Raw genomic sequence first — 11,965 nt, forward strand, 5'->3', positions numbered from 1 at the left:
ATTAAATAAAGATGACCGGAATTAAACATGAAAAATATTTTCCTTTTTATTGTAAGCCTCTTATTTTTTAATTTATATGCGGAAGACTCAGATCAAATTTCCTCCGGAAATTTATCTCAAGATATGGATAACAAGTATGATGGGTTAAGCAGTTATTATAGTTCCTATATGAATGCTCCCAAAAGTCAGGTTGTAAAGGCTAAAGTTATAGAGATTGTTTTTGATGATACAAGAGAAAACCGCCCCGACATTCCTATAGAATCGGACTTTCGGTATCAGCATTTAAAGATAAAAATTTTAACCGGAAAGCATAGAGGAGAGGTTTATACAATACGGAACACAATAGAGCTTGCGATCCCTTATAGACTTATTTTTAAGATAAACGAAAAACTCATCTTACAGCTGGATGAAGATGAAACGGGGAAGGTAAACAATTTGCGTATTTATGAGAGGGCAAGGGACTATAAAGTCTATGCTCTTATTTTTATTTTTGCAGCTGTTTTAATTTTTGTCGGTAAAAAAAACGGTTTAAAAGCTCTTATATCACTAGGGCTTACCGTAGGTCTTATATTCGGAATTTTTCTTCCTCTTATCCTTCAAGGTTATAATCCTATTTTTTGGGCTATTATAATTTGCAGCCTTGCTTCCGTTATTACTCTTTTTATCATTTCGGGAAGGAATAACAAAACCTATACGGCAATTTTAGGAACTATAGGCGGTGTTATTATAGCAGGCCTTTTTGCTTTTGTTGCAGGAAAAATTTTAAGACTTTCAGGTTTAGGAAATGAAGATGCTCAAATGTTAGCCTTTGTTCCTCAGTACCGTAAAATAGATTATCAGGGGCTTTTATTTGCAGGTATTATGATAGGCTCCCTCGGAGCCGTTATGGATGTAGCTATGTCTATTTCTTCTTCAATGTGGGAGATTGTAGCTGTAAGTCCTAAGATACCGAATAAGCAGCTTATAAAATCGGGGATGAATATAGGGCGGGATATTATAGGCTCAATGTCCAATACGCTTATTTTAGCCTATGTTAGTACGTCAATTCCCGTGCTTTTACTCTTTATCATTTTTTCGCACGGGTTTACCGAAATCATAAATTTGGAAATTTTATCAGCCGAGATATTGCGTGCCGTCTCCGGAAGTATAGGTTTAATCTGTACGATTCCCATAACCGTCAACTTAGTAAATATTTTTAGAAAGAACTAAAAAAGGTTTTTAGTCTGAGGTACGGAATCTTTTATTTTCAAAAGAAACTAATTTTATCCGCAAACCAATGCCCAATTTTTAAAAAATATTTTATAGCCTCCCTTATCCCAAAGTTTTATAAGGCCGGAATATTCGTAATAACGATTTCCGTAATATTGAGGCTTGTCTTTTATTGTTTTTCGCGGATTTGATTTTGTCTTTTCTTGCAGAGAGTCGTAAAGAATAAAACCTTTTTCGTCGTAACCTATTACCGTTACATAATGCAAAACTTTTTTTATTTTTATTAAAAGAATAATCGGCTTTCCTTCGTCGACTGTATTTTTTATCCAATTAATTTTTTCGGCATCGGAACAGCAGGATAAAATTGCTTCTTTTGTTTTTATTTTGTGTTTGTGCAATACTTGAATAAGGCCTTGCGGCATGGTTAAATTATTTTTTATCCGCCATCCTGTTTCTCTTGCTAAAAGTTCCGGATCTATTTCTTTTTTTGTTATTACATTTATCGCAGCCATTGCAGAATAGGGTGCACAGTTATTAAAAGTTTGACGGTAATAAATATCGCTCATGGCTAAGATATTTTTTTGTCTATGGTTTTCTTTTGTGTTTAATCCGATGGACGGAAAAGCTCTGCCTAGACTTGCGATTAAAACGGCAAGCTGAATGAGTACTAAAAAGAAAAACAAAAATCTTTTTTGTATCCGCATCAAAATTTCCATTGCCAATAATTATCCAATATTTTTTTGAGAATACTGTCACCCCTCTATTCTTCCAGCACTCCAAGTTTTTCAAAAATAAAGAAGATAAGGCTTAAAGCGACGGCAACGAGGGAGGCTAAAACCATTCCCTTAAATTCGATTTCACCGAATTTTATGCTGAGGCCGCTCAATCCTGTGGTGAATACTATCGAGGTTAGGATTAAGTTTTTTGATTTTGAATAATCGACCTTTGAATCTACTAAAAGGCGTATTCCTGAGGCTCCTATCATTCCATAGAGAAGAAAGGTTATGCCTCCGATGACGTTCCCGGGCACGGTGCGGATTAGGGCTGCAAGGGGGCTTATAAAGGCCATGCAGATTGAAATTATTGCGGCTCCTGCAATTACATAAACGCTGTAAATACCGGTAACTGCCATAACGCCTATGTTTTCACCGTAGGTTGTTGTGGGTACTCCTCCGACAAGACCTGAAAGAGCAGTCGAAAAATTATCGGCAAAGATACTCCTGTGTAGGCCGGGGTTTTTTAGGAGGTCTCTTCCGACAATGTTGGAAGTTACTACCTGATGGCTTATGTGTTCACTTGTGATAACGAGTAATACCGGAAGCATTGTTATAACGGCCATGAGATCGAATTTAGGAAGCTGAAAATGAGGAAGGGTAAAAAGCCCCGCTTCTCTTATTATTGAAAAATCTACCATCCCGAAAAAGGTTGCGGCTATGTAGCCTGCAATACTTGCAATCAAAATGGAAATGGTGGATAAAAAGCCCTTAAAAAGAACTGAGCCTAAAACGGCAGCTCCTATCGTAATAAAGAAGACTATTATATCGCCCCGTGAAGCTGTGCCCGTCATAATGTTTGCCCCGATAGTTCCGCCTTGAACGGTAAGACTTGTAAGCTCAAAGCCGATCAGAGAAACTACGGCACCCATAGCTGCCGGAGGCAGGATTACGTTTATCCATGAGGTTCCGAACTTATAAATTATAAAAGCAATCAGACAGCCTAAAAGTCCCGTTACTATAAAGGCTCCTTGGGCATATTGAAAACCCATAGAAGAAATTATAAGGGTTGCAGGCCCTAGAAAGGCAAAACTTGAACCTAAATAGGCGGGAGCTTTGCCCTTTGTTATAGCTATGAACAAAAGGGTTCCCACACCGTTCATAAATAGTACGATACCCGCATCTATTCCGAAGACAATCGGGACTAAAACCGAGGCACCGAACATTGCAAATGTGTGCTGAATACTTAAAGGTAAGAAAAGCCCAGCCGGAACTTTTTCGTCGACTTGATAAATTCTTTTATTTGACATACTAATCTCCATCGGGGCTGTATAGTATAACTAATTGATAAATAAGTCAATCGCCGCATCTATACAAAAATTTTTAATCTGATAGGAGACCCTCACTGTCTCATAAAATGTTATATAAAATGCTGTATACTTTGTGTAGGGCTTATCAACTTTTTCTCATCATTACACCGATTATTACCGGAATTATTTGCAAGGCAAAAGCTATAAAAAGAGAAATCAATATTTTTGTTATAATGCGTGCTTTCCGAACAATTTTTTGTAATTTGATTAAGTTTTCTGATTCTCCCGTTAAATCCAAATTAGAAAATTCCAAAAAGCTTTGTCGATATAAATATGTATCGGAGCCGTAAAAACCTCGTGGAGGCATACATGTACCAAATTTGATAAAGCCTTCCAACAAAGTATCACAAAGGCCTTTGTGCCTTCCTGTCGAACTGAGATGAACAATAATTTCTTGTACATTTGAATAGGTTTTATGCTCACACACTATAAAATAAATCAAAAAAAATGCACCGAAAACCCAAACAATAATAGGTATAAAAACAAAATCCAAATAATATGAATTTATGCCTGCCAATATCTCAATGAATATAATAGTTGTTATTAATCCCATATTTAAAAAATAGGTATCAAGTGAAATCATATATTTTTTGACACCCCTAATCATTAAAAATAGAGAAAGAAAAAAATCAAAACTTAAAAAAATAATTAAAAATATCAGTTTATTTTAACTCCTTTATTAGTACTTTAACTTTTTCTTCATCAGTCATAGTAATATCATTTAAGTCATAATTTTATCTGTATTAACCCAATATTCTTTACAATCAGGTGTCCGCTCCAATAAAAATTTATCAAAAAGCTCACGTCTCAACAGAGCATGGTCATTGAATGTGTGCCAAGCTTTTAAGACTGTATTCACTTCAATTTCAGAATATTTTTTATCAGGTTCAAATTTTCTTTGCAGATATTTTAAGACATTTATTTTATCATAAGTTTTCTTGGGCCATCTGACAATACGGCCTTCTTCATCAAGAAATTGTGAAATTTGTTTTTTTAAAATCGGTAAATTCATAAAACCAGTTTCTTCCATCTTAAATACTATCGGTTATCTTCAACAATAATTTTTTCATAAGCAGCCAAAGCTTCTTGATATTTCCCCATTGATTCTAATCTTGCAGCGGTTATAATTTGTGAATCCATTGCGTATCTACCTCCGACGTATATTTGTCTTTATTATTACACCCCAATATTTTATATCTGATTTTCCATTTTATTTAATTATCAATAATTTCCATAAAATCATTGATATAAAAGTCAGCTTGATGTTGTCTATACTTCTTATCTTTATCATATAAACAGGTTTTTATGCCTACAGCCTTTGCTCCCATAATATCGGCTTTTTCATTATCTCCCACCATAAGCGTTTCATGGATTTTTGCATCCAGCGATATAAGAGCTCGTAAAAAAATAGAAGGATGAGGTTTCATATAGGTATTTTCATAACTGAAGGTATAATTATCAATAAATAAATCAACCCCTTCCCTCATAAAAATTTCAAGATATATTTCTTTAGGATACATAATATTTGAAACTACACCTATTTTACAACCTTTCTCTTTTAAAATTTTAAGACAATTAATTACCCCTTCATTAGGATGAGCATAATTATAAAAATCAAGATAATCTTTTTTTAATATTTCAATAATTTCTTTATAGGAAACATGTATTCCTAACTTTCCAAATTTTAAGAACAAGGCTTCACAAATACGGTATTCCAGTCTTTTGATTTTACGTTCATTTTCAACATAATCATACCAAGGTAAAATAACTTCCTTGTCTATTTTATCGGCAATGGATTTACCGTAAATATTAGAAATATAAGCTATCATACGGTTATGACCGTTTTTAAGTATTTCACTTTCATTCCATTTTGAATTATGAAATTCCAATAAGGTGGAACCCATATCAAAAAGATAAGATGTATATTTCATATAGCCTCTACCTTTTAAAATAAATAAAATTCTTGCAATACTTTTCTAATTTGATATATATATCGCCAGTTTGTAAATTCAATTATATAAAATTTTTCTTCTTCAAAATTCCTTACATAGTCATTTATTAAATATTTTATAATAGTGTTATATGACTCACATTCTATATAATTTTCCTTAATTCTAAAATAAGAATCATGCGGTCTTTTAAAATCAAAATTACATCTTTTACTTATCACTTTATAATTTCTTTATTTTAGTTGTTTTTTTATAAATTATCTAGTGTAAACTATTGACATAATACATCTTAAAATATTTAAACAAAATAACTTTTAACTTTTATTTTATTCATCACCTATTAAAAAATCCGGCAAGGCTTTAATAAACCATGCCGGTTAAAAGTCTGTATCCTTTTATTTTTTTATCAGGTTTGCAAATGTTGACATGCCTGCATAGCGGGCGTTATAGCCGAGCTCATCTTCAATTCTCATAAGCTGGTTATATTTTGCGATGCGGTCGCTTCGGCTCATTGAACCGGTTTTAATTTGTCCGGTTTCAAGAGCTACGGCTAAGTCGGCAATAAAGGCATCTTCGGTTTCGCCTGAGCGATGCGAGATAACGGCGGTGTAGCCGGCCTTTTGAGCCATTCTTACGGCATCGATTGTTTCGGTAACGGTTCCGATTTGGTTGAGCTTTATCAAAATAGAATTGCAAGCTCCTTCTTCAATACCGCGGGCAAGTCGTTTTGTGTTTGTTACAAAAAAGTCATCACCCACAATCTGAATCTGATTTCCCAATTCCTTTGTCATCTTTGCATAGCCTTCCCAATCATTTTGATCGAGCGGGTCTTCAATAGAAACAATCGGATACTTGCTTATCCAATCCTTAAAAAGGTCTACCATCTCATCGGCATTTAAAATTTTAGAAGGTTCCGACTTCCAGAATTTATAGCCTTTTCTGTCGCCTGCATCAAAGAGCTCGGAAGAAGCGCAGTCCAAAGCTATTACCACATCCTTTCCGGGTTTGTAGCCGGCCTTTTCGATAGCCTTCATTATATAATCTAAGGCTTGAACATTTTCGATATTGGGAGCAAAACCGCCTTCATCTCCTACTGCCGTAACATGGCCGTCCTTCTTTAAAATGTCCTTTAAGGCATGGAAGACCTCGGCTGTCATTCTTATGGCTTCACGGATTGACGGAGCTCCTACAGGCATAATCATGTACTCTTGAAAATCTATCTTGTTGTCGGAATGACGGCCGCCGTTTATGATATTAGCCATGGGAACAGGCATCTGCATAGTGTGAACGCCTCCCAAATAGCGGTAAAGCGGCAAGCCTAAACTGTCGGCAGCGGCACGGGCTACAGCCATCGAAACACCGAGCATAGCATTTGCTCCGAGCTTGGATTTATTTTCGGTGCCGTCAAGATTGATAAGCATATTGTCTATTTCGGCCTGATCCAAAGCATCAGCCCCGTCAAGTTCTTCGGCAATAACCGTATTAACTTGATCAACAGCCTTTAAAACACCCTTTCCCATGTAGCGGCTCTTATCACCGTCCCTCATTTCCAAAGCTTCATATTCTCCCGTAGAAGCCCCGGAAGGAACACAGGCTCTGCCGCAGCTAAAATCGCTTAACTGAACCTCAACCTCTACAGTCGGATTTCCCCGCGAATCCAAAATCTCGCGGCCTTCAATATAAATAATATCAGACATATTAACCTCCTTAAGATAAGCCTATACTTAATTCTACTCTTATTGCAAAATAAAATCAAGGCCGAAAATAAAACACGGTAAAGATATTGACCATCCTCTTTCTTTTAGATATAATTCGGCTCATGTACATCAAAAAACTTATCGGAAAAAAATGTTATCTTGCCCCAATGAGGATTGAAGATGCGGAAAAATACGCTGTTTGGGCAAACGATCAAGAAGTGTCTGAATATCTTAATTTTGCTTCTTCGATTATAGGCCTTGAAGCCGAGCGCATTATAATCGATAGGATTTCAAAAGAACATAATTACGCAATAGTAGATTCCGAGACCGATGAGCTTATAGGAAATGTGGGGCTTATGAGTATCAATCATATGAATAGGACAGCCGAGCTCGGTATCTTTATAGGGAACAAGGCCTATTGGTCAAAGGGTTACGGTACCGAGGCTATGTGCTTACTCATAAACTATGCCTATCAAAAACTAAACTTACACAATATCATTTTAAATGTATATTCTTATAATGAAAGAGCTATTAAGGCTTACGAAAAAGCAGGCTTTAAAAAAATAGGCGCAAGGAGAGGAGCTTTAATCCGAAACCGTAAAATGCACGATATAATATTAATGGATATTATCCCTGAAGATTTTTACGCAAAGCATCCTGAGTTTGAAATAGTTTGATCTATAAGATTGATTTATCGAGATTGATTTATCGGAAAACCTTGTTAGAATAATAGGCTATGAAAAAGCAAAAATTAAGCGGAGCCGAGGGCTTTGAAAGCTATTATCTTTCGATTTTCGGCGAAAGATGGCAGAGCTTAAAAGCCGCCCTTTTAGAAGAAAACAAGGCACAAGCCTACAGTGAAAACCTCATACAAAACTATTATCTGGATTATGCAAGCATTCGGGCGGCAAAGGCAATGCCCGTTCTTGAAGAAGGAATCTGCCTGGACATGTGCGCCGCCCCCGGAGGAAAAACCTTAGTCCTTTTAAGCAGGATTAAAGAGAATGCCGAAATACAGGCAAACGAACTTTCTGCCGAAAGGCGGAACAGACTTATAAGGGTGCTTGATGAACACTTAAGCGAAGAGAACCGAAAACGGATAAGAGTTTCTTCCTATGATGCTTCCCGAATGCCCCGCTACGGCCAAGAACTTTATGATAGAATTTTACTGGATGCTCCCTGCTCTTCCGAGAGGCATGTTCTCCAAAACGAAAAATACCTTAAACAGTGGACAGAAGCCCGCATAAAAAATTTAAGTCAAAGGCAGTGGGCACTTTTGTCTGCGGCCTTTTTACTCCTTAAGCCTAAGGGCTTTTTAGTTTATTCTACCTGTGCCCTCGCCGATGAAGAAAACGATTCCTTAATCGAAAAGCTCATAAAAAAGTATAAAGAAAAAGTAAGGCTTGAAGACAAGCTCGATAGCCTTGGCCCCATCCTTCCTGAAAAAACAAAATACGGATTCCGTTTTCTTCCCGATAAGGCGGAGGGAGCAGGCCCCATCTATTTTTCTCTTATTCAAAAAAATTAAACTACCTTCTATCCCTTGAAATTAAAATTAAGCGCAATAAGTTTGCCATTGCAGTAAGAGCTGAGGCCACGTATGTTAGGGCTGCAGCCGATAAAACCTTCCGAGCTCCTTTCAGCTCTTCTTGGGTTAAAACGGCATTGTGTTCCAATATTTTTAGAGCTCTCCTTGAAGCATCTATTTCAACCGGCAGGGTTATAAGATAGAACAAAACCGCACAAGCAAAAAGGATGATGCCTATGTTGAGAAGCAGGTTCATTCTAAAGATAATACCGGCAAGGGCCAGATAGGGGCCGGCAGTCGAACCTATGTTTGCAACCGGCACCAAGGTGCTGCGTAAGATTAGGGGGGCGTATTTTTCTTTGTCTTGAATGGCGTGGCCTGTTTCGTGGGCGGCAACGCCTACGGCAGCTATAGAAGTTTTATCGTATACAGGCTCCGAAAGGCGTAAAACCTTATGAGAGGGGTCATAGTGGTCGCTTAAACTTCCCCCTACCCTTTGAATGTTTACATCAGAAATCGAATTCGATCTAAGCAAGAGGGCGGCAGCTTCTTTGCCCGATACCTTTCTCATGGTCTGCACTTGGGAATATTTTGAAAAGGCAGACTTTACCTTAAATTGGGCATACAAGGATAACAGCAGAGTCGGAACGACCAAAATCAAATAATAATAATCGAAATACATAACACCTCCAAAAAATTTAGAACTTGACCTCAACAAAGATGGGGTCTCTTACACAAAGCAATTCTGAAAGGGGAATATCCACGGTTCCCTTATTTCCGTCCTGAGAAGAAGAGGCAAAAGGGGTAATCTTTATGCTTTTAATTTTTTTAGGACAGGTAATAGAAACATGGAACTTCGATTTTTTTAAATCGGATGCTAACTTTTCCCCATAGGCGGCCTTAATAAGCTCTTCATATTCCGCAGTTCCGATAGGTTCTCCGGTTATAGCAGGAGCCATTAAAAGCTCTACATATTCCCTGTCATCCTCTGAAAGCATATTCACAAATTCTTTTATGTTATCGGGGCCTATACTCAAGGATAAAATTCCTGCCTTCATATCCGTTTTTACAAAGGAGGTTTCACTATCCATGTCCTTACTCATGATTTTTATTTTTGCATTTATGCCCGCTATCGAATTGGTAGTCATGTTCAAAACTTTTATACCCTTCGACTCCAATTCTTGTTTTATTTCTTCAACGTTAAAAATGGAACGGCTTTTTGACTTTTCTTCTTCAGTAAACTGAGCCGCATTTTCAAGCAGGGCGTCTATTGTTTTCCCTGTTTGAATATCCAAGGTTACCACAACATCTCCCGATGCCTGAACAAAGACGTCGGCCTTAGGTGCACAGGCCGTTAAAATAAGTCCCGCAATCAGCACAAGCATGATGGTTTTAATATGTTTCACTTTCATTTCTCCTATAAAAATAATACGCCGTTTGCCGAATAGCAAATTCGGCAGATAAAAAATGAGGCAGTATTCCTGCCGAGCTTTTTATCATATCTATTTATATCAGATATAAATATAAAGTACAATAAGCTCAAAAAGTTTCAAAATAAATATTAGATGCATAGAATTTGACACATAGAATTTGATGCATTTACAAAGATAATTTACCGTGCTATACTTAAATTTAAGGTAAAACGTTTTTGGAGGAAGGAATGATAACTTTTTATATAATTGCAGCAGTGCTTGCGGTTTTCGGTATTTTAATTCATAAGTTTAAATTCTATTTTTTGATTGCAGGTTATAATATGATGAGCAAAGAGGAAAAAGAAGAATACAATGCCTCTTCCATAGGCAAACATGTAGGGTTTTACCTTTATTTTATTTCAGTCCTTTCCTTGGCAGTAGGCCTTTTTTTTCAATTTTTTCAAATATCCAAGCAAACCGAAAAACTTGTAATAGCAGTCTATGTAATTTTTACAATGATTACAGTTTCGATCCTTTTAGTAAAAGAAAATAAAAAAAGACTAAACGAAGTTATTCCATTTATTGTGTTTATAAATATTGTCGTTTTGATTATTTTAACTGTAGTTATTTTTGCATGATAAACGATATTTGAGCACCACAAAAACTTGTTGAATTTTTTGAGATGCTCTTTAAATGTAAAGCACAATTCGCAGAAAGAGGAAGATGGGGATTCTTTTTCTCAATCTTCTTGGCCTGCGTCTTCCTTAACATTATAGTTTAATGCAGAGTGTAGCTATATAGTCATTTCCATAACGTGATAATCTATGTCTTTTATCACATGATTCATAAAAATCTATCATAGCGAGACCATTTTTAAGTTGTCCTCTAATCTGAGTTTCTAAGGTATGGCTAAATTCATATCCATATTCCGGATTTATGGTTATCTTGCCTTCCTGTTCAAGCTCTTTTGAATTAAAAGGTATTGAAAACTTTAAAAGTAATTCCTCATCGGGTTTGTCCCATACAATGTCAGCATCATACATGTATATCCAAGGATTCATAAATCCGACCATTAACAGTCCACCCTTTTTCAATACTCGAGAGGCTTCTTTATACATGTTTTCTAAATCTTCTATATATACATTTGAAACCGGATTAAAAATAATATCAAAAGTTTCATTTTCAAATGGAAATGGTTTTGTCATATCGCTTTGGACTGTATTGATTTTTAAGCCTTCTCTTTTAGCAACCATATCATCTCTTTGTAATTGTGATTTAGAAAAATCCATTATGGTTACATCATAACCTTTTATAGCAAAAACCGGACCCTGCTGTCCACCACCACAAGCTAAACCTAATATCTTTTTTCCGTTGGCTTTTTCAAACCATTCTTTCGGAACTTTTTTCCCAACAGTTAATGCAACAGAAATTGAATTATTTCTAACTTCTTCTAATTCTTCATGTGTCAATGGCTCAGTATAGTCATTTTTTACATTATTCCATCTATCTTCATTTAATTTTATATAATTGTTCATCTTATAATCTCCTCGTAATTTTATACTATTTCGATTTAAGTTGGATGTGTTGCCATTACATTTTTCTCACCTCTACAAATTCTAATTTGTTTTACTCGATGTTTGTAATATTATACCATTTTTTTAGCCAATTTGTACAGGTCTAATTCTTGCTTCTTTCCTGTGATAGTTCTCTGTTTTCTTGTTGCAATTTCTCTACTCTCTATGATTTTTAAGATTGATTTCATCTTTATTTCTTTGACTTGTTATTAGCTGATAAAATTCATCTTTGGTTAGATTTTTACTTTCAGTAAATATACTTTCAAAGACTGCCCCTTTTTCATATATCCTTTTATCTCTCTTTTTTCGTTCTTCCTGTTTCTGCTGACTGATGAGCTTTTTCCTTTTGTTTTGTAACTGCTTGATTTCTTCATCTGCCATTAAGATTTTTTCTTCAATGTTTTTCATTTTCTCGTTTCCTCCCTTTCTAATTTTGAGTAAAGAAAAACAGTAAACCTTTTTTGATTTACTGTTCCTGTGGTAATTTTTATTAAGTTGTTAGTTCTACAAACT

The 11,965-nt window shown here is 35.8% G+C and carries 14 protein-coding genes; 4 read left to right on the top strand and 10 right to left on the bottom strand.

Translation table 11 applies throughout. The features are described 5' to 3' along the window. Positions 1 to 27: 27 nt before the first annotated feature. Complete coding sequence (locus tag E4N74_RS08125; protein WP_255817201.1) at positions 28 to 1,209, top strand: YibE/F family protein; 1,182 nt, start codon at positions 28 to 30, stop codon at positions 1,207 to 1,209. A gap of 53 nt (positions 1,210 to 1,262) precedes the next feature. Here E4N74_RS08125 and E4N74_RS08130 read toward each other — a convergent pair whose 3' ends face one another. From E4N74_RS08130 to eno, 6 genes are all read right to left on the bottom strand, one after another. Further along, positions 1,263 to 1,913 (bottom strand): C39 family peptidase, encoded by a 651-nt coding sequence (locus tag E4N74_RS08130; protein ID WP_255817202.1) that lies wholly within the window; start codon positions 1,911 to 1,913, stop codon positions 1,263 to 1,265. Between the two features lie 56 nt (positions 1,914 to 1,969). Further along, the gene (gene uraA / locus E4N74_RS08135) at positions 1,970 to 3,232 is read right to left on the bottom strand and encodes a uracil permease (protein ID WP_044977534.1); all 1,263 of its coding nucleotides are present in this window, start codon (positions 3,230 to 3,232) and stop codon (positions 1,970 to 1,972) included. Between the two features lie 145 nt (positions 3,233 to 3,377). Continuing rightward, on the bottom strand, positions 3,378 to 3,899 hold the full coding sequence (locus E4N74_RS08140) for a hypothetical protein (RefSeq protein ID WP_338113354.1): 522 nt from the start codon (positions 3,897 to 3,899) through the stop codon (positions 3,378 to 3,380). Positions 3,900 to 4,013: 114 nt separating this feature from the next. Next, positions 4,014 to 4,304, bottom strand: coding sequence for a DUF2087 domain-containing protein (locus E4N74_RS08145; protein ID WP_044977536.1), 291 nt, complete (start codon positions 4,302 to 4,304; stop codon positions 4,014 to 4,016). Between the two features lie 202 nt (positions 4,305 to 4,506). Then, positions 4,507 to 5,223: an HAD family hydrolase gene (locus E4N74_RS08150; RefSeq protein WP_044977537.1), complete on the bottom strand. Its 717-nt coding sequence runs from the start codon at positions 5,221 to 5,223 to the stop codon at positions 4,507 to 4,509. Between the two features lie 413 nt (positions 5,224 to 5,636). Then, on the bottom strand, positions 5,637 to 6,938 hold the full coding sequence (gene eno / locus E4N74_RS08155; RefSeq protein WP_044977539.1) for a phosphopyruvate hydratase: 1,302 nt from the start codon (positions 6,936 to 6,938) through the stop codon (positions 5,637 to 5,639). Positions 6,939 to 7,060: 122 nt separating this feature from the next. Here eno and E4N74_RS08160 point away from each other — a divergent pair, with 122 nt between their 5' ends. Continuing rightward, complete coding sequence (locus tag E4N74_RS08160) at positions 7,061 to 7,615, top strand: GNAT family N-acetyltransferase (RefSeq protein ID WP_044979656.1); 555 nt, start codon at positions 7,061 to 7,063, stop codon at positions 7,613 to 7,615. A 59-nt stretch (positions 7,616 to 7,674) separates the two neighbouring features. Next, positions 7,675 to 8,466, top strand: coding sequence for a class I SAM-dependent methyltransferase (locus tag E4N74_RS08165; protein WP_044977540.1), 792 nt, complete (start codon positions 7,675 to 7,677; stop codon positions 8,464 to 8,466). A gap of 1 nt (position 8,467) precedes the next feature. On the opposite strand, the gene E4N74_RS08170 is transcribed toward E4N74_RS08165, so the two are convergent. Together E4N74_RS08170 and E4N74_RS08175 are read right to left on the bottom strand one after the other, a co-directional pair. After that, positions 8,468 to 9,148 carry a zinc metallopeptidase gene (locus tag E4N74_RS08170; RefSeq protein WP_044977541.1) on the bottom strand — a complete coding sequence of 227 codons (681 nt, stop codon included), beginning with the start codon at positions 9,146 to 9,148 and terminating at the stop codon, positions 8,468 to 8,470. 16 nt (positions 9,149 to 9,164) lie between these two features. Continuing rightward, positions 9,165 to 9,872, bottom strand: a complete 708-nt coding sequence (locus tag E4N74_RS08175; protein ID WP_044977542.1) for a hypothetical protein — start codon at positions 9,870 to 9,872, stop codon at positions 9,165 to 9,167. 254 nt (positions 9,873 to 10,126) lie between these two features. Between E4N74_RS08175 and E4N74_RS08180 the strand changes: the two genes are divergently transcribed. Beyond that, positions 10,127 to 10,516 carry a DUF3784 domain-containing protein gene (locus E4N74_RS08180; RefSeq protein WP_255817203.1) on the top strand — a complete coding sequence of 130 codons (390 nt, stop codon included), beginning with the start codon at positions 10,127 to 10,129 and terminating at the stop codon, positions 10,514 to 10,516. Positions 10,517 to 10,648: 132 nt separating this feature from the next. On the opposite strand, the gene E4N74_RS08185 is transcribed toward E4N74_RS08180, so the two are convergent. Both E4N74_RS08185 and E4N74_RS08190 read right to left on the bottom strand, forming a co-directional pair. Beyond that, positions 10,649 to 11,413: a class I SAM-dependent methyltransferase gene (locus tag E4N74_RS08185; RefSeq protein WP_255817204.1), complete on the bottom strand. Its 765-nt coding sequence runs from the start codon at positions 11,411 to 11,413 to the stop codon at positions 10,649 to 10,651. Positions 11,414 to 11,608: 195 nt separating this feature from the next. After that, complete coding sequence (locus tag E4N74_RS08190) at positions 11,609 to 11,860, bottom strand: DUF3847 domain-containing protein (protein ID WP_002680014.1); 252 nt, start codon at positions 11,858 to 11,860, stop codon at positions 11,609 to 11,611. Positions 11,861 to 11,965: the final 105 nt, after the last annotated feature.

It is taken from the genome of Treponema putidum (assembly GCF_024401155.1).
GTDB classification, from domain to species: domain Bacteria; phylum Spirochaetota; class Spirochaetia; order Treponematales; family Treponemataceae; genus Treponema_B; species Treponema_B putidum.